This is a genomic window from Janthinobacterium sp. P210005, assembly GCF_036231865.1.
Lineage (GTDB): Bacteria > Pseudomonadota > Gammaproteobacteria > Burkholderiales > Burkholderiaceae_D > Janthinobacterium > Janthinobacterium kumbetense.
The window spans coordinates 61,489-79,135 of record NZ_JAZARC010000006.1 but is presented as its reverse complement, the minus strand read 5'-3'; the positions used below and the strand labels follow the sequence as shown (position 1 = coordinate 79,135).

The window sequence follows — 17,647 nt, the reverse complement described above, 5'->3', positions numbered from 1 at the left end:
GCTGATCTGTGTACTCCAAGCAGGCAGCCACAAAAGCGAAAACCCGCTGCGGCGAACCGGAGCGGGTATGCGACTCATCTGAAGTATCACTTCAGGCGAATCAAAACAAAACCCGTGGCGAACAATGCGCCGAACTACCCGGGTTGGTTCTGACTGAACAGTCTTAGAATAATTTTTTCGGCAGTTGTTGGCTGCGGATGCGTTTGTAATGACGCTTGACAGCAGCTGCCAGCTTGCGCTTGCGCTCAGCTGTTGGCTTTTCGTAGAATTCGCGTGCGCGCAATTCGGTCAGCAGACCCGTTTTTTCGATGGTGCGTTTGAAGCGACGCATTGCGACTTCGAACGGCTCGTTTTCTTTAAGGCGAATAGTGGTCATGTAAAATTCAAACCGTTGAGGTGGTGTATAGGAAGAGATAGATAGTAGCAGCTTTTATTCGGAAAGGGAAGCCCCTCCCCCACTTGCGTGCGGCATGCAGCCTGCGGTCGCTGCCGGAATGTGGCGTAAACCACGCACCGGGGTCGGCGCACCGGGCGCCAGAACCCCATCCTACAGACTTGCTTACTGCAAGGCAATACCTGCCGCCACGCCGGAAGCCCAGGCCCACTGGAAGTTGTAGCCGCCCAGCCAGCCCGTCACATCGACCGATTCACCGATGAAATACAGACCCGGCACCTTATTCGCCATCATGGTCTGCTGCGACAGTTCGCGCGTGTCGATGCCGCCACGCGTCACTTCGGCCTTGCGGTAGCCTTCGGAACCGTTCGGCACGATGGACCAGGCATTGATGGCCTGGCCCAGCTTGCGCAGCTGCGCGTCGGGCATGTCGGCGATGCGCGCATCCGGCGCCAGGCCGTTGACGGCCAGCAAACAGTCCGCCAGGCGCTGCGGCAGCCATTGCGCGACGATATTGCCCAGCTGCTTCTTCAAGGTGCCCTTGCCTTCAATCAAGGTCTGCGCCACGTCCACTTCCGGCAACAGGTTGACGACGATGGGCTCGCCCGGCAGCCAGTAGCTGGAAATCTGCAGAATCGCCGGGCCCGACAAGCCGCGGTGGGTGAACAGCAAATCTTCGCGGAAACGCGCGCCCGTGGCCTTGCGGCCTTTCAGGCTGCCCGTTTCCACATCCACTTCCAGCGCGATGCCGGACAGTTCCGCGAACGGCGCCCAGCTGGCCGGGTCGAACGTCAGCGGCACCAGGGCCGGACGGGGTTCGACCATCATCAAATCGAATTGCTTGGCGATGCGGTAGGCGAAATCCGTGGCGCCGATCTTCGGGATCGACAGTCCGCCCGTGGCGATGACGATGCTGGCCGTCTCGATGTCGCCGCTATCGGTCTGCAGCACGAAGCCGCCATCTTCCTGCTGCACAACATTGTCGATCTTGCACGGCATGCGCCAATGCACGCCGCCAGCGGCGCACTCGTCCTTGAGCATGTCGATGATCTGCTCGGCCGATTCATTGCAGAATTGCTGGCCCTTGTGCTTTTCGTGGTAGCCGATCCGGTATTTTTTCACCAGCGCGAGGAAATCCTGCGGCGTGTAGCGCGACAGGGCGCTCTTGCAGAAATGCGGGTTTTCCGAGAGGAAATTTTGTGGCGTGGCGTTAATATTGGTGAAATTACACCGCCCGCCACCCGAGATGCGGATCTTTTCGGCCAGCTTGGCCGCGTGATCGATCAACACCACGCGCTTGCCTTGCTGGGCGGCAACAGCCGCACACATCATGCCGGCCGCGCCCGCGCCGATCACTGCCACATCAAATTGTTTTGCCATAAGAATTCCGGTCACCGCTGATTACAAAGACGCCATTGTAAACTGCGGCGGCGCGGCTAGCGCGGCCGTGCTGCAATCTGCCGCGACGCCATCAGGCATTGCTCCACCTGCTCGGCGATCGACGGCGGCACGGGCACCTCGCCGCGCAGCACGGCGGCGATCCAGGCGGCCGTGGTGGCCGCATCGCGCTCGGCCGGCAAGTGCGGCAACTCTTCCACCAGCAACTGTTTTTCCACCAGCACGGTGCGTTCGCTCCCGTGAAACCAGTCGATCTGCTGCGCCTTGTTGGCATTGGCCACCGTTTCGCCTTCCGTGCCGCGCATCAGGAAAGCGTCGCCGCGCGCAGGATCTGATGCTGTCAGGAAATATTCACCGAGCATTTCCAGGTATTCCGGGTGCGTGTACGACACCAGGCGCAGGGCGGAACCGGCGAACGGCTGCATGATTTTCACCAGGGTGTGCGTGGAATTGCGCACGCCCAGCACGCGCCGCAGGGACAGCATGTGCGCCAGGCGCGGCGCCAGCGCAGCGATGGGCAGGAAGGCGGCTTCCCCCCGCGCCATGGCGGCCTCGGCCTGCGCATGGTCCGGCGAGGCGGGCACGCCCAGCGCGGCCAGCACTTCGGCCGTCGTGATGCGGCCCGGGTCGCCCGTCACGCCATGCACGAGCACGGGCGCCCCCGCGCGCGCCAGCAGCAGCGCCAGCAAGGCCGTCAGGTTGGCCATCTTGCGGGCGCCGTTGTAGCTGGGAATGATGATGGGCGCGAATTCGCCGGCCGGCGCGGCCAGCGGGACGAATGACGCTTCGGCCGCGTCGAGGAAGCCGGCGATCTCGTCCACGGACTCGCCTTTGATGCGCATCGACAACAAAATGCCGCCCAATTCCAGGTCCGACACGCGGCCCTCGAGCATGGCGCGGTACAGGGCGCGGGCGTCATCGCGCGTCATGCTGCGCGCGCCGTTCTTGCCGCGCCCTATTTCCTTGATGAAACGTGCTGCGGGGAATGGCTCGCCGGCCACATCGGTATGGGGGATGGAAACAGTCGTCATGGCGCCAGTTTACACGGATTCTCCCCCTTGCAGACGGGCTGGAAGCCGCCATGGACGCCAATGCAACAGTCTTTCAAGCTATTTCTTGGATGGAACTGCATCCAAACGCGCCACCGCTGCGTATAAGACTGCACAGGAGGACTCATCATGGAACACGCAAGCAAACAGGAAACGGCCTTCGTCGGCATCGAAACGAGCAAGCTGCTGCTGAAAGCCGTGCTGCTCTCGGGCGGCGAAGTGCTGTGCAAGGTGCTGGAAAACGACATGGCCGGCTACCGCTGGCTGAGCAGCTGGCTGCAAAGGAACGACGTGTCCGTCATGGGCTTGCGCGTCTGCATGCGCGTGAACGAGCCGCACAGCGAGGCGGCCGCCAGCGCGCTGGCCGGCATGGGCATGCTGGTCTGCGATGCCGAGCCCGGCCGGCTGGAAGCGTATGCGCGCGGCTGCGGCTTGCCCGGCGGCGCGGTGCGCGGCGCCGTGGTGCTGGCCAAGTATTGCGCGGCGGCACGCCCTGTCCCCTGGACGCCGCCTTCACCCGCCTACGTGGAGCTGCGCCAGTGGCTGCGCCGCCTGCAAGCCGTGCGGCAGCTGCGCCGGCAGGAAATGGCGCGCCTGGAAACCCATTTCCATGCGGGCCAGATTGCGCTGCATCAATTGCTGCGCCAGCAGATCGCCTGCCTCGATACGCAGATACGCCAGCACGAAAGCGCCATACTTGCGCATGTGCGGCGCCATCCCGGCCTGTCCCGGCCACCCGAGCTGGCCGGCAACTACCCGCGCATCGCCCGCTACAGCGTTGGCGCCAGCCTGGCCGGCGGTCATTGAGCGCCCGGAAGCAAGGGGCCGGCGGCGTGCCGGCCCTGCCATAAAAACAACTCAGCCATTCCCGTTTTGGCCCCATCCCCGCCGCCAGGCCGCATTTCCGCTACACTATTGCCTCTTAAAGAACGCAATAGCGAAAGCCGAGCCAGAATCATGAATACGCCAGACATCGAAAATATCAACGTCACCTCTTTCGCGCCCATGCCGACACCGGCCGAACTGCACGCCAAGCTGCCCCTGTCGGAAAGCGCCTTCGACACCGTCAGCCGCGGCCGCGAAGCGCTGCGCAACATCATCGACCGCAAGGACCAGCGCCTGTTCGTCGTCGTCGGCCCGTGCTCGATCCACGACCCCGTCGCCGGCCTCGATTACGCGCGCCGCCTGAAAGCGCTGCAAGAGGAAGTCAAGGACACGATGCTGCTGGTGATGCGCGTGTATTTCGAAAAACCGCGTACCACCACGGGCTGGAAGGGCTATATCAACGACCCGTACATGGACGACTCGTTCAAGGTCAACGAAGGCATGGAAAAGGCGCGCCAGTTCCTGCTCGACGTGTGCGAACTGGGCCTGCCCACCGCCACCGAAGCGCTGGACCCCATCTCGCCGCAATACCTGGGCGACCTGATCGCCTGGACGGCCATCGGCGCGCGCACCACGGAATCGCAGACGCACCGAGAAATGTCGTCCGGCCTGTCGACGCCCGTCGGCTTCAAGAACGGCACCGATGGCGACATCAGCATCGCCGTCAACGCCATCCTGTCGTCGGCGCACCCGCACTCCTTCCTGGGCATTAACGGCGAAGGCAACGTGGCCATCGTGCGCACGCGCGGCAACGCGTACGGCCACGTCGTGCTGCGCGGCGGCGACGGCCGTCCGAACTACGATTCCGTGTCGATCGCCATCGCCGAACAGGCGCTGGCCAAGGCCAAGCTGCCCGCCAACCTGGTGGTCGACTGCTCGCACGCGAACAGCTACAAGAAACCGGAACTGCAACCGCTGGTGATGGCCGACGTGGTCAACCAGATCCGCCAGGGCAACCGCTCGCTGGTGGGCGTGATGATCGAATCGAACATCGTCGGCGGCAACCAGAAGATCCCGCAAGACCTGTCGCAACTGACCTACGGCTGCTCCGTCACCGACGGCTGCATCGACTGGGACACGACGGCGACCATGCTGCGCGACGCGCATGCGCACTTGTTGAACCGCCCGGCGTAAGCCTCTCGCGGAGACCAAAAACGGCGCCCTGTGCGCCGTTTTTTTTCACACGGCCATCTGCACATGCGGCAGCACGGCGAACGATCCCGCCAGCGCCTGCTCCGCCTTGCTGGCCGGGATATTGAGTTCATTGACGTCCAGGTAGATGCGTCCGTCCAGGATGCGCACGGCGTACGTGCGCGCCATGCCCTGCACGGGCGCCACCAGGCGGCCCGAATCGAGTTCGATGATCCAGCTGTTCTTCGGCCCCATCAGGTTTTTCTCCATCAGCACCCCATGCGCCAGCGGGCCGCCCAGACAAGGCACCGTGTCGAGCAAGGCATACACCGTGTCATCCAGGGCGCGAAACAGCGCCACGCCCGGCAAATCCTGCCAGGCCAGGCCCCGCTGCACCATGCGCGCACCCGCCGGCGGCATGTCCTTCAGGCGGCAAATCATTTTCCATTGTTCCGACATCGCTAGCTCCCTTGAGAAAGGCACACGCCTCTCTAAGCAAGAGCGGTGCCAGTGCCGCACAGGCGAAAAATGGCCAAAATGCGGGGGAAAAACCCGCCGCGGCGCACTGCGCAAGTGCACACTGCCGCCGAAATGGTGCGCCCGCCGCACGGTGGACCAGCCGGCTTTCCTTTACAATGGCGGATTACTCCTCCCTATTCAGTACCTTCATGATTGTTCTTGGCGTCGAATCCTCCTGTGACGAAACCGGCCTGGCCTTGTACGACACGCAACGCGGCCTGCTGTCGCACGCCCTCTACTCGCAAGTAGCCATGCACGAGCAATATGGCGGCGTGGTGCCGGAACTGGCGTCGCGCGACCATATCCGCCGCGCCATCCCGCTGCTCGATGAAACCCTGGCCAAGGCCGGCATCACCCTGCCCGAGATCGACGCCATCGCCTATACGCAGGGGCCCGGCCTGGCCGGCGCGCTGCTGGTGGGTTCCTCCGTAGCCTGCAGCCTGGGCCTGGCCATCAACAAGCCGGTGCTGGGCATCCACCACCTGGAAGGCCATCTGCTGTCGCCATTGCTGGCGTCGGAACCGCCGGAATTCCCCTTCATCGCCCTGCTGGTGTCCGGCGGCCATACGCAGCTGATGCGCGTCGATGGCGTGGGCCAGTACACGATGCTGGGCGAAACGCTCGATGACGCGGCCGGCGAAGCGTTCGACAAGTCGGCCAAGCTGCTGGGACTCGGCTATCCGGGCGGCCCCGCCATTTCGCGCCTGGCCGAATTCGGCGACCCGCTGGCCTATAAACTGCCGCGCCCGATGCTGCACTCGAAGGATTTCAATTTCAGTTTCTCCGGTTTGAAGACGGCCGTGCTGACGGTGGTCAAGAACCATGAAGAAAAAGTCATCGCGAATATCTGCGAACAGGACAAGGCGAACATCGCGCGCGGCTTCGTCGACGCCATCGTCGACGTGCTGACGGCCAAATGCGTGGCGGCCCTCAAGCACACGGGCTTGAAACGCCTGGTGATCGCCGGCGGCGTGGGCGCCAACGCGCAATTGCGCGCCTCGCTCAACGCGGCCGCCGCCAAGAAGCGCTTCAAGGTGTATTACCCGGAGCTGGAATTCTGTACCGATAACGGCGCCATGATCGCCTTTGCAGGCGCCATGCGCCTGCAAATCAACCCGCAGGCGGCCAAGCACGATTACTCGTTCAACGTGCGCCCGCGCTGGCCGCTGGACGAAATCCGCGAAGTCTGATCACGCCAGCAGGAAGTTGCGCGCGCCCGCCAGGGCCGCGCCTTCCGCCACCGTTTCATCCTTCAAGCCCACGCCCGACAGCTGCCGGCTGAACGCCTGCGACAGCAGATAATGCAGCCGGTACGCCGCCTGCGCATACGCCAGCCCTTCCGGGCGCACGTTCGAGATGCAGTTGCGGCGCTCGTCCAGCAAGCCTGTTTTTGGCGCCCACGTCAGGTACAGGCCCAGACTGTCCGGGGAACTCAATCCCGGTCGCTCGCCGATCAGCACCAGCACGGCGCGCGCCTTCAGCAACTCCCCTATTTCGTCGCCGATGGCCACCCGTCCCTGCGCCACGATGTGCAGCGGCGACAGCGTCCACGCTTCCAGCGCCAGCCGTTCGCGCAAGGCGGCCAGGAAGGGCGCCGCGTGGCGCTGCACGGCCAGCGCCGACAGGCCATCGGCCGCCACCAGCGCAAGATCCACGCCTTGCGGCAAGGCGGCCAGCCGCACGCGTGAAGCATCGTCGAGCCGGCGGCCCAGGTCGGGCCGCTGCAGATAGTCGGCACGCGTGGCGGCCGCGCTGTGCAGCTGCACGCAGGCTTGCCCCTGTTCTGCCAGCGTCTGCGCCAGGGCGCCGCCATCGAGCGCCAGGTGCACGGCGTCGCGCGCCTGCGCGTGGGCCAGCTGGAACGCCAGCTGCGCGCTGGTCGGCACGCTCACACCGCGGCGCCCCAGCGCGATGCGCGCCGCCGTATGCGCGCGCAGCGCCTGCCACGGGCTTTTCTCGTCCATGTATCCTCCCTAGTCGCCCAGGCGCAGCAGGGCCGCCTGGAAGGCGGGCGCCAGCGCCGCGTTCAAACGGCCCTGCGCATCCGTGATCCGCATGCGCGCCAGCCAGGCCGCGAATTCGGGCGCGGGACGCAGGCCCAGCACGCGGCGCGCATACAGGGCGTCGTGGAACGAGGTGCTCTGGTAGCCGAGCATGATGTCGTCCGCGCCCGGCACGCCCATGATGAAATTGCAGCCGGCCACGCCCAGCATGGTCAGCAAGGCATCCATGTCGTCCTGGTCCGCTTCCGCGTGGTTGGTGTAGCACACGTCGCAGCCCATGGGCAGCCCAAGCAGCTTGGCGCAGAAATGGTCTTCCAGTCCCGCGCGCAGGATCTGCTTGCCGTCGTACAGGTATTCCGGGCCGATGAAGCCCACCACGGAATTGACCAGCAGCGGTTGGAAGGCGCGCGCCACCGCATACGCGCGCGCCTCGCACGTTTGCTGGTCCATGCCGTGGTGGGCGCCGGCCGACAGGGCGCTGCCCTGCCCCGTCTCGAAATACATGACGTTGTTGCCCACCGTGCCGCGCCCCAGCGACAGGGCCGCCGCCTGGCCCTCGGCCAGCAGGGACAGGTCGATGCCGAAGCTGCGGTTGGCCGCCTGCGTGCCCGCCACCGACTGGAATACCAGGTCGACGGGTGCGCCGCGACGTATCGCCTCGAGCGTATTGGTGATGTGGGTGAGCACGCACGACTGCGTGGGAATCTGATATTGATCAATGACGGCGTCGAGCAGGTGCAGCAGCGCGACCACCTGCGCCACATTGTCGGTGGCGGGATTGATGCCGATCACGGCGTCGCCGCTGCCCAGCAGCAGGCCATCGAGGATGGAGGCGGCAATCCCCGTGGCGTCGTCCGTCGGATGATTCGGCTGCAAGCGCGTGGACAGGCGGCCTTCCAGGCCCAGGGTATTGCGAAAGGCCGTGACGACCTTGCACTTGCGGGCCACCAGCACCAGGTCCTGCAGGCGCATGATTTTTGAGACGGCGGCCGCCATTTCCGGCGTGATGCCGGCGGCGACCTGGGACAGCGTTGGCGTATCCGTCGCGTCGTCGAGCAGCCAGTCGCGGAAATCTCCCACGCACAGGTGGGAAATCGGCGCCAGGGCGGCGCGCTCGTGGCTGTCGATGATCAGGCGCGTGACTTCATCGTCTTCGTACGGCACCAGCGCATCATTGAGAAAGGTCAACAAGGGCACGTCCGCCAGCGCCAGCTGCGCCGCCACCCGTTCGCGCGCGCTGGCTGCCGCCACGCCGGCCAGCACATCGCCCGAACGGGGCGGCGTGGCCTTCGCCAGCAGCTCCTTCAGGCTGGCGAAGGCATAGGTATGGTGGTCTATCGTATGGCTGAAACGGGGCATGGTTCGGTTCCTCCCATCCCCATCTTACGCCAACTTATAAACTGCGCAGCGCCCCTTCCAGCTGTGGGTAGCGGAAGGCAAAGCCTTCGCCCAGCAGCCGGCGCGGCGCGACCCGCTGGCCTTCCACCAGCAAGTCGACCTGCTCGCCCAGCATGGTGCGCATGACGAAGGCCGGCGTGGGCAGGAAGCTGGGGCGGTGCAGCACGGCGCCCGCCACTTGGGCGAAGCGACGCTGCTCGATGGCTTCCGGCGCGCAGAAGTTATACGCGCCGCTCACCGCGTGCTCTTCGCTGCGGCGCGCCAGGTGGGCGATGCCGCGGATCACGTCGCGCACATGCACCCACGTGACCCACTGCTTGCCGCTGCCCAGCGGGCCGCCCACGCCGAAGCGGATCGGCAAGAGCATCTGCGGCAGCGACCCCTGGTGGCCGAAGACGAGGCCAAAGCGCATGCAGCCCACCTGCACGCCAAATGCCTCCGCCTGGCGCGCGGCCGCTTCCCATTCCTGGCACAGCTGCGACATGAAGATGGCTTGCGGCGCGCTCTCCTCCGTCAACTCCGTCGCGTCGCCCTGCGGCTGCACGCCGTAATAGCCGATGGCCGACGCCGACAGCAGTACGCGCGGCTTGTGCTGCGCGCGGGCGATCCACGCCACCAGTTCCTGCGTCAGCGCCACCCGGCTGCGGCGCAGCGCCGCCTTGCGCGCCTCCGTCCAGCGCCGCCCGACGATGCGCGCGCCGGCCAGATTGACCACCATGTCGATGCGCTGCGCATCCGCCAATGCGTCCAGCGAGTCGATGCAGCGCACCTGGCCATCGAAGGTCCACGCGGCCTGTTTCGGCTGGCGCGTCAGCACCGTCACCGCATGCCCATCGGCCAGCAAGGCGCTGACCAGTTGCTGGCCGATGAAACCCGTGGCGCCCGTCACCAGCACGGACTGCGGCGCGGCGGCAAAGCGCAGGTGCTCTTCCTGCTCTTGCTTTTCCTGCACCTTGCGCCGGCCCAGCTGCCACACGGCATACGCGTCGCGCAGGCCGGACAAGCCCACGCCCACGCCGCACAGGGCGAGGAAGACGCTGAGCCAGCCATACGGCTGCCACACGAGGGCCGTCGGCAACGTGGCCCACTCGCTGCTGTTCAGGGCCAGCAAGGCGATGAAGGCGCCCGCGTTAATCGCCAGTACCGTGTGCGTGACCCGCTCCGTGGCGGGCAAGAGGCGGGTCTGGTCTTCCACGACGAAATCCCACAGGGTCAGCACGATTTCCACGCCAAACACGATGACCAGCACCCAGGCCCAGGCGCCATGCCACTCCCAGGCGGCCAGGCCCACGAACAGCAAGCTGTAGATCAGGGCGCGCGTCGCATGGATGGTCAATTCCAGCCTTGCGGACGTCTTTTGCGGCAGCGCCTCCGTGATTTCATGGTGGTAGATGGTGTCGAAGGCGCCCAGGCAGCCTTGCGCCGCCATCAGTTGCAGGGCCAGCAGATGCGTATTCATGGTGTTTCCTTCATTTCCGGTGCGGCGGACTCGCGAAACACGCCCGCCTGGGTGAACGTGGTGCCGAACAGCGCGTGGCGTATCTCGATGCGGATGTTGAACTGCTGCGGTGTCTCGTTGCGGTGGCACAGATAGGTCTTGCCGGGAGTGAGCACGCCGGGCAGCGGCATGCGCCAGCCGAACAGGTCCCAAAAATAACCGTCGCTGGTGAAGTGCAGATTGCCATCCTCGACGTGGAGCAGCAGCTTCATGCCCAGGCCCATGCCCACGTATTCAAGCACTTCGCCCCTGGCGCTTTCGGCCATATAGGAGGTGAAGCGGATCGGCGCGCGCCCATGCAAACGGTAGGTGCGCTGCTTGAAGATGAAGGGGCAGCCGGGGCGCGAATAGACTTCGATATCCACGGGGAAGTCGTGGTCGTCATGCGGAATCAGGGCGCCATCGATGAAGGGGCGCGTCAGCCAGCCGAGGCATTTTCCCAGGCGCGAACTGGTAAGCTCACTGAGTTCACCGCGGTAATACAGGGGCTGGCCCGGCGCGGGATTTTTCTCGAAGCGGCGGCGGATGTCCGGGTGCAGGGTCAGCCACTGCTCGCCCATCACCTTCTTGAACAGTTCTCCTTCCGAGGGGCCGTTCATGATTCCCCGCGCTTGCCCGGTTTGTCTTCCGGGCTGAGGAACTTGGCCACCTTGCCGCCCATCGATAGCATGCGCTGCAGGGTCGCCGGCGGCAGGTTCTTATAGTCGCTGTAGGTGCTGCTGAGCATTTCCAGAAACGCCAGCACTTCGCCCATGCGCTCCAGCGTCGCCGGCGGTATCGCCGCATCGTGCTCGCCCTCGATCGCGCATTCGCGCAGCACCGTCAGGGTAGGGTCGATCTCGCGCCGCTTGCGCTCTTCCATGATGACGCGGAAGATTTCCCACACATCCTGCAGGGCGACGAAATGGTCGCGCCGGTCCCCCATCACGTGCGTGATGCGCGCCAGGCCCCAGCTTTGCAATTCCTTCAGGCTGTTGCTGACGTTGGACCTGGCCACGTTCAGGCTGGCCGCGATGTCTTCCGCCGTCAAGGGTTCGTTGGCCAGGAACAGCAGCGCATGGATTTGCGCCACCGTGCGGTTGACGCCCCAGCGGGTGCCCATTTCCCCCCAGTGCAGAATATATTTTTGCGTGGTCGGACTCAGAACGCCTACCATAATCTACTCCGCGTCGCGCTTTGCGGTCTGCGATGCTCACTGTGCTCAAGCACAGCTGCGCTTCTCGGCCACAAATCACTGCCGCTCGCTACGGTTCTGTTAGGCGTTCTTGATTTCATGATTTTCTCTTATTTCTGTCGCTACAGAAATGTAAGACGGAACGGAAACCGAGTCAAGTGCGATTCGTTACAGGTCCCTGCCGGCGGGCGGCTGGCCCATGGCGCGCAGGAATTGCTGCTGCGACGCGTGCAGCTGGCCATAACCGAGTTCGCGGTACACGAGACCGTGGCGCGGCGCCAGTTCGGCCAGGATGCGCGCCAGCGCCGGGTAGTGGCGGTGGTTCCAGGTGGGGAACAAGTGGTGCGTCAGGTGCAGGTTCAAACCGCCCAGCCAGTAACCGAGCCAGCGCAGGCGGCGCGGCTGCGGCGTCCAGTCGCAAGCCGTGTAAAACGTGTGCTGGTACCAGTCGTGCGGCAGCGTACCGTCCGCGCCCGGCTGGAAAAACTCGACTTCGGCCCAGTGCGTGCCCAGGATCAGCGCCACCAGCGCGCACGAGGCGATCATCTGGCCCACGAAATACGCGCCCAGCACCACGCCCCAGCCGATGCCGTGCTGCTGCAGCACCCACATGGGCAGCGCCAGCACCAGCGCCACATGGCCCAGCTTCCAGCCCAGGAACGACAGCCAGCCGCGCCAGCCCTGCAGCCGGCTGTGCGCCGCCACGGGCGTCTTGCCGAAGCGGTCCAGCCAGTCGCCATACCAGTTCAAATAAGGCAGCGACAGGGCCGCCACCACGGGCCAGTACAGGTATTGATAGCGGTACTGCGGCGACCAGCGTTGGAACGGCGTCTGGCGCAAAAACGGATTCGGTTCCGTGTCCAGGTCATAGCCTTCCACGTTGGCATACGTGTGATGGAAATGCACGTGGCGGATGGTCCAGAAATCCGTATCCACGCCCACGGGCAAGCCCACCAGGCGGATCAGCACGCGGTTCCAGGCTCCCTGGCGGAAGACGGCGCTATGGGCCGCATCGTGCAAGGTATTCATGGCCAAGGTCATGGCCGCGACCAGGCAAGCCACGTAGCTGGCGACAAACGGCCAGGTGCTTTCGGCGCGCAGCGCCAGTGCATACAGCCCCACCGTCAGCGCGGCCAGGAACACGGTTTTCGCATGCAGGCGCGCGTCGCCGAAGCGGTGTTTTCCTTCGTCCGCCAGGTAGGCGTCGGCGCGCGCGCGCAATTCGCGGCGGAAGGCGGAATCGCGTGCGGGCTGGAAGCGCAGCGGCGGCAGCGAAGGTACAGGCTGCGTCACGCGCGCGTCCCCGCCGCTGCCGGCCACCACAGGCGGCGCGCGCCGTCGAGGCCATGCGCCAGCAGCGCGGCCAGGAAAACCATGCCCCACGCATCGCGTGCGCCATACCAGCCCAGATACAGGGCCGGCATGGCCAAGGCGATGGCGACCCAGGCGATGGCGCCCCAGCGTCTCGCATCCGACAGGCCGCCCAGCGCCAGGGTACCGCCGAAGATCAGCGCGAACAGGATGGCTTGCTGCGCGCCCGCCAGCAGCGCTTCATGGTTGACGTAATAGATCACCAGGCCAAACAGGATCACGCCGCCGGTGCCGATGAACAGCTCGGGCACGTGGAAAGTGCCGCGCGACTGCCAGTGGGGGAAACGCGCGTGCAGCCATGTGAACAATTTGCCATTGCTGGCCAGCAGCGGGTTGTGCGTGGGTGTCATGCCCTTCACGCCATAGCGCATTTCCACGCCCTCGAGTTCGGGCTGGAAGCTGCCGAACAGTTTGTCCCAGATCAACAGCGTGCCGCCGAAATTGCGGTTGATGTAGCGTTTATCCGTGCCGTGGTGCACGCGGTGGTGCGACGGCGTGACCATGAAGCTATCCAGGATGCCGGACTTGTTCACCAGCGCATTGTGGTTGTAGAACTGCACCGTGTAATGCAGGGACGAGACGACGAGGAAGATTTCCAGCGGCACGCCCAGCACGGCCAGGATGGCGATGAAGGGGAAATTCGTCAGCGACGAATACCAGGAATTGCGCACGCCCAGCGACAGGTTGAAATGCTCGCCCTGGTGGTGCACCACGTGCACGGCCCACAGCAGGGGGATTTTGTGGTGCAACCGGTGCATCCAGTAAAAGCACAGGTCCCAGGCAAAGAAGGCGAACACCCATTGCGCCGCCACGGGCCACTGGTCGACGAGGTGCAGGTTCGCATGGCGCAGCAGCAGGGCGAACGCCGCCACCTCCACCCCGCGGAACACCCACATCAGGATATGACCGGAATTGAGGTTGAAGATCACGTCCTTCCACGGCACGGGGGTCTTGCGCACCCATTTGAGGATCAGCAGTTCGGCCAGCACGAAGGCCAGCATGATCAAAAACGACAGGGCAAAGGGATTCATCATGATGCGGTTTTTATGGAAACGGCGCGGCGGGCAGCCAAGGATACCTGCATTTTGGCCAGGATGCCGCCAGCGACGCCAACAAACAGGCCGGCGGCCAGGTCGATGCTCACGTGCCGGCGCAGGGCGATGATGGCATAGCAGATGGCCACGCCCAGCATCACGGCCAGCGCGGAGCGCAGCAGGTGGCGCCTGCCGCACAAGGCCCACACGCACAGCAATGTCAGGGCGCCGTGCAGCGACGGCAGGCAGTTTTGCGCGGAGTCCGCCGCCTGCAGCAGGCGCAGCGCCTGCGTGCTCCAGGCACTGCCCTCGCCCACGGGCGGATACGCGAGCGTGGTCGGGTACAGCAGGAAGACCACGCCGCAAGCCAGCGCGGAAAGCGCCATGGCGCGCGCCAGCCAGCGTACCTTTGCCGCATCGGCCGCCAGGTAGGCGTACGGGATCAGGATGAAGAAGGACAGGTACAGCCAGATGGCGGCATCCGTGTAGGGGATGGCGCGGTCGATGGCCGTTTCCGGCAGCAACACGCCCTGCCCTTGCAGCAAGTCGCTGGAAAAATACACGAGGCCGACGCTGCCCCAGCCGGCCAGCAGGTGCAGCAGGCGGCCGCGTACGGTCATGGAAGAAGGGTTCATGCGCTTGCGAGGCGCCGGATGCGGCGCCGTTTCATGGTGGGGTCAAAGGGAGGCAGTTCGCCGCTCACCGTCCAGGCGAGGCCGTCGACGGCCACGCCCAAGCCGCGCAACACCGCTGCCAGGTGCGCGCGCAAGGCGGCCAGGCCGGCAGCATCGAGGGCCGCGTGCAGCTGCAAGGAGGCGTCGCCCGACTGCACCAGGCGGTAATCGGCGTCCGGCGGCAAGGCTTGCGCAAACGCGCGCGTCAATACGTCGGCAAACACGGCGACGGGGGCGCCGCCGTTCGCCGACGGCAAGGATGGCAAGAACAGCATGTCGTCGCAGCGCCCTTCGATGCCGTCGATGGCGCGCGTGGCGCGGCCGCACGGGCATGGCGTGGCGCGCGCGAGCAGGATGTCGTCGAGGCGGTAGCGCACGATAGGCTGCGTGATGCGCGTGAAGTCCGTAATCACGGGCACGAAGCGCCTCTGTTCAGCGTCCAGCCACTGCGGCTCGATGTGCACGTACTCTTCGTTCAAGTGCAGCACGCCATGCTCGCAGCTGCTGGCGAGGAAACCCTCGGTGGCCTGGTAGATTTCATGCACGGCGCCAAACGCCTGCACGATCAGCGCGCGGTCCTGCGCTTCCAGCACTTCGGCCACCGAAATGACTTTTTTCGGCGCCAGCGCCAGGCTGCCGTCGATGACGCGCAAGGCCAGCTGGCGCAGCACCTGGGCCGGCGCGACGATGACGGAAGGTTGATATTGCGCAAGCCGCGCGCACAGGCTGTCGAACGGTTCGAACAAATCGTAGAAGGCAAAGGTCAGCCACGGCGAGCGCACGGCCGTGTACAGATTGCTGTTCGCGCGCAGGAACAGCGCCACCCGTTCGCCGGAAAACAGGCCGTCGGGCAGCGCCTTGGCCAGCATCACGCCCGCCCATTGCGCCTTTTCGCGGGGGCTGACGGTAAACACGGCGCGCCGCGACGAGGTGCCCGACGACAGCCCCACCGTGATGTCGCCCACGGCGGGGGTAAAATCGCGGCTCTGTTCGGCCGCCATGGCCGCGTCCATCGCCTGCGCCAGCGTGATGCCTTGCGTGTTCATGGCGTCGAAATGCTCGAGCATCAGCGCCTTGTTCATCGTCGGCCACTGCGCCAGGGGCAGATCGCGGAACGGGGCGAAGTAGGTGCTGCGCGCGCACAGCACCTCGGTGAAGCGCGCCAGTTGCTTGCGCTGGTAGGCGCCCAGCTGCGGGCGGCTTGTGAACCGCAGGCGGCGCGTGCGCCAGTACGACAGCAGTAACCAAACAATACGCTTCACGGGCGGCCCGCCACAGGAACATAGTCCGCCGTGTCTTCATGCGTGATGCGGATGTGCGCATTGCCCGACCGGTGCAGCTGGTGCAGCCGGTTCAGGGTAGCGTAGTACGGCGCGCGCTTGTGCTGGATGAGGAACGACAGTTCGGACGGTCCGCGCAGCTGCTGAAAGCTTTCCGGCACCCAGGCCGCATCCGACGCCAACAAGGTCCAGCCACTATCCTGCAGCACGAAGGCGCCCAGGTGGCCAATGGCATGGCCGGGCAAGTCGACGATGTAGATTTCGCCCGTGCCGCTGACATCGCGCCCGTGCGTAAATGGCAGCAGGGCCGCCGGCAAGGCCGTCTCGGGCACGCTTTCCACGAAATCCAGGCGGTCGGCTATGTCGTTTGGCAGCAGTTCGGGCACGAAGGCCTGGCGCACGGCAGCCACGCCGGACAGTCCCCGCACGGCATCCCAGCCCGTTTGGGAAGCCATCAGCCGCGCGCCGGGAAAGTCGCGCAGCCCCGCAATATGGTCGGCGTGGAAGTGTGACAGCAACAGAGTGTGGATATCGCCGGGCGCCACGCCATGCGCGCGCAACTGGCCCTGCAACGATTCACTCTCATCGAAGGAAATCGGCGTCACCCACGCATACATGCGGTACACGCCCTTCGACGTGGCAGCGCGGAAGTGCTCGGCGTAACCCGTGTCCCACAGGTACAGGCCCGCGCGCGTCGCTATCAGATAGGCGCGCGAGGGGAAGCAGCGGCTGGCCAGCCCGCTGCCTTTCAAGACCATGCACGAAGGATGGGTGCAGTGGCCGACGCGAAACGCGGTGATGCTAGCCATTGCGCTCCTTGCCCACCTTGTGCGCCGCCGCTTCCTGGCGCATCCACTGCGCCGTCAGGGCGATGCCTTCCTGCAGGCTGACGATGGGGCGGTAGCCGAGCACCTTGCGCGCCTTGGCATTATCGAGCGTCATGTCGAAACTGAGCGCGCCGATGCTGTAGGGCGTGAGCGACGGTTCGCGGCGGGTAAAGCGCGAGGCGAACTGCATCAGGCGCGCCACCAGCGCCAGCACGCGGTAAGGCACGCTGACGATCTCGAACGGCTGCTGCAGATGGTCGCAGAACAGGGGGCGCAAGATGTCGCACAGGCGCGCCGGTTCGCCATTCGTGATGTTGAAGGCGGCGCCGGAAGCGATGGTCTTGTGCACGGTGGCCAGCCACATCGCGTGCACGACATTGTCGACATAGGTGATGTCGATGGTGGCCGCTCCGCCGTTGGGCAGGGGCAGCTTGCCGCCGCGCTCCTGCAGCACCCGCGCCAGGCGCGGGATCAGGACCTGGTCGTGCGGTCCGAAGATGGCGCGCGGGCGCAGGATCACGCACGTCATGCCGCGGTGGCGGTCGACGCAATCCTGCACCAGCTTTTCCGCCATCGCCTTGCTGCGCGCATACGCGTTGACGAAGGCATCGGGGCGGAAGGTTTCCGGCACTTCGAGGTGGTTGCGGTAGTCGAAATAGATGGCCGGGGTGGAGATGTGCACGAAGCGCGCCACGTGCAGGCTGGCGGCCGCGCGCAGCAATTGGCCCGTGGCCGTGACGTTGGCGGCGATGAAGTCGCGTTCCGGCCCCCACGGCGACGACAGCGCGGCGCAGTGCCAGACGGTGTCCATGCCGCGCACCAGTTCATCGACCTGGCGTGGCGATGCCTGCGCCAGGTCGAGCGCGACGAATTGCGCGCCCATGCGTTCCAGTTCGCGGCCGACGGCGGCGTTGCGGCCCGTGGCGCGCACTTCCACGCCCTGCGCCAGCAGGGTGCGCACGGCATTGCGCCCCAAGCCGCCCGTCGCTCCCGTGACCAGTATCCGCCTCAT

18 protein-coding genes are annotated in these 17,647 nt (G+C 65.4%); 3 read left to right on the top strand and 15 right to left on the bottom strand.

The window, feature by feature from the left end; translation table 11 throughout:
• Positions 1–163 precede the first annotated feature (163 nt).
• The 3 genes from rpsU to ybiB form a co-directional block, all read right to left on the bottom strand.
• Entirely contained in the window at positions 164–376 is a 213-nt protein-coding gene (rpsU, locus tag VPH40_RS22295; RefSeq protein ID WP_008451879.1) for a 30S ribosomal protein S21, read from the bottom strand.
• A 183-nt stretch (positions 377–559) separates the two neighbouring features.
• Positions 560–1,774, bottom strand: coding sequence for an NAD(P)/FAD-dependent oxidoreductase (locus tag VPH40_RS22290; protein ID WP_289898840.1), 1,215 nt, complete (start codon positions 1,772–1,774; stop codon positions 560–562).
• Positions 1,775–1,830: 56 nt separating this feature from the next.
• Positions 1,831–2,823 carry a DNA-binding protein YbiB gene (gene ybiB / locus VPH40_RS22285; protein WP_328574539.1) on the bottom strand — a complete coding sequence of 331 codons (993 nt, stop codon included), beginning with the start codon at positions 2,821–2,823 and terminating at the stop codon, positions 1,831–1,833.
• 147 nt (positions 2,824–2,970) lie between these two features.
• On the opposite strand from ybiB, the gene VPH40_RS22280 reads away from it, so the two are divergent.
• Together VPH40_RS22280 and VPH40_RS22275 are read left to right on the top strand one after the other, a co-directional pair.
• A complete protein-coding gene (locus VPH40_RS22280; RefSeq protein WP_328574538.1) occupies positions 2,971–3,648 on the top strand; it encodes a hypothetical protein in 678 nt (225 codons plus the stop codon).
• A gap of 150 nt (positions 3,649–3,798) precedes the next feature.
• Positions 3,799–4,860: a 3-deoxy-7-phosphoheptulonate synthase gene (locus VPH40_RS22275; RefSeq protein WP_099666639.1), complete on the top strand. Its 1,062-nt coding sequence runs from the start codon at positions 3,799–3,801 to the stop codon at positions 4,858–4,860.
• 45 nt (positions 4,861–4,905) lie between these two features.
• Here VPH40_RS22275 and VPH40_RS22270 read toward each other — a convergent pair whose 3' ends face one another.
• The gene (locus tag VPH40_RS22270; RefSeq protein WP_099666638.1) at positions 4,906–5,316 is read right to left on the bottom strand and encodes a nitrite reductase (NAD(P)H) small subunit; all 411 of its coding nucleotides are present in this window, start codon (positions 5,314–5,316) and stop codon (positions 4,906–4,908) included.
• 209 nt (positions 5,317–5,525) lie between these two features.
• Here VPH40_RS22270 and tsaD point away from each other — a divergent pair, with 209 nt between their 5' ends.
• Positions 5,526–6,566, top strand: a complete 1,041-nt coding sequence (gene tsaD, locus VPH40_RS22265) for a tRNA (adenosine(37)-N6)-threonylcarbamoyltransferase complex transferase subunit TsaD (protein ID WP_251351735.1) — start codon at positions 5,526–5,528, stop codon at positions 6,564–6,566.
• Here the strand turns inward: tsaD and eutC are convergent, their stop codons facing one another.
• The 11 genes from eutC to VPH40_RS22210 all read right to left on the bottom strand — a co-directional run bounded on the left by eutC (position 6,567) and on the right by VPH40_RS22210 (position 17,647).
• Positions 6,567–7,340 (bottom strand): ethanolamine ammonia-lyase subunit EutC, encoded by a 774-nt coding sequence (gene eutC, locus VPH40_RS22260; RefSeq protein WP_328574537.1) that lies wholly within the window; start codon positions 7,338–7,340, stop codon positions 6,567–6,569.
• A 9-nt stretch (positions 7,341–7,349) separates the two neighbouring features.
• The gene (locus tag VPH40_RS22255; RefSeq protein WP_328574536.1) at positions 7,350–8,738 is read right to left on the bottom strand and encodes an ethanolamine ammonia-lyase subunit EutB; all 1,389 of its coding nucleotides are present in this window, start codon (positions 8,736–8,738) and stop codon (positions 7,350–7,352) included.
• 34 nt (positions 8,739–8,772) lie between these two features.
• Complete coding sequence (locus VPH40_RS22250) at positions 8,773–10,236, bottom strand: TIGR01777 family oxidoreductase (RefSeq protein WP_328574535.1); 1,464 nt, start codon at positions 10,234–10,236, stop codon at positions 8,773–8,775.
• Complete coding sequence (locus VPH40_RS22245; RefSeq protein WP_099666633.1) at positions 10,233–10,874, bottom strand: DUF4166 domain-containing protein; 642 nt, start codon at positions 10,872–10,874, stop codon at positions 10,233–10,235. Before VPH40_RS22245 ends, VPH40_RS22250 begins: the two co-directional genes overlap by 4 nt.
• Complete coding sequence (locus VPH40_RS22240; RefSeq protein WP_257218865.1) at positions 10,871–11,431, bottom strand: GbsR/MarR family transcriptional regulator; 561 nt, start codon at positions 11,429–11,431, stop codon at positions 10,871–10,873. Before VPH40_RS22240 ends, VPH40_RS22245 begins: the two co-directional genes overlap by 4 nt.
• Positions 11,432–11,617: 186 nt before the next feature.
• Positions 11,618–12,742 carry a fatty acid desaturase family protein gene (locus VPH40_RS22235; protein WP_328574534.1) on the bottom strand — a complete coding sequence of 375 codons (1,125 nt, stop codon included), beginning with the start codon at positions 12,740–12,742 and terminating at the stop codon, positions 11,618–11,620.
• The gene (locus tag VPH40_RS22230) at positions 12,739–13,854 is read right to left on the bottom strand and encodes a sterol desaturase family protein (RefSeq protein WP_328574533.1); all 1,116 of its coding nucleotides are present in this window, start codon (positions 13,852–13,854) and stop codon (positions 12,739–12,741) included. Before VPH40_RS22230 ends, VPH40_RS22235 begins: the two co-directional genes overlap by 4 nt.
• The gene (locus VPH40_RS22225) at positions 13,851–14,489 is read right to left on the bottom strand and encodes a phosphatase PAP2 family protein (protein WP_328574532.1); all 639 of its coding nucleotides are present in this window, start codon (positions 14,487–14,489) and stop codon (positions 13,851–13,853) included. Before VPH40_RS22225 ends, VPH40_RS22230 begins: the two co-directional genes overlap by 4 nt.
• Positions 14,486–15,790 (bottom strand): F390 synthetase-related protein, encoded by a 1,305-nt coding sequence (locus VPH40_RS22220; RefSeq protein ID WP_328574531.1) that lies wholly within the window; start codon positions 15,788–15,790, stop codon positions 14,486–14,488. The genes VPH40_RS22225 and VPH40_RS22220 overlap by 4 nt, the downstream gene beginning before the upstream one ends.
• Positions 15,787–16,617, bottom strand: coding sequence for an MBL fold metallo-hydrolase (locus tag VPH40_RS22215; RefSeq protein WP_328574530.1), 831 nt, complete (start codon positions 16,615–16,617; stop codon positions 15,787–15,789). Before VPH40_RS22215 ends, VPH40_RS22220 begins: the two co-directional genes overlap by 4 nt.
• Positions 16,610–17,647, bottom strand: coding sequence for an NAD-dependent epimerase/dehydratase family protein (locus VPH40_RS22210; RefSeq protein ID WP_328574529.1), 1,038 nt, complete (start codon positions 17,645–17,647; stop codon positions 16,610–16,612). The genes VPH40_RS22215 and VPH40_RS22210 overlap by 8 nt, the downstream gene beginning before the upstream one ends.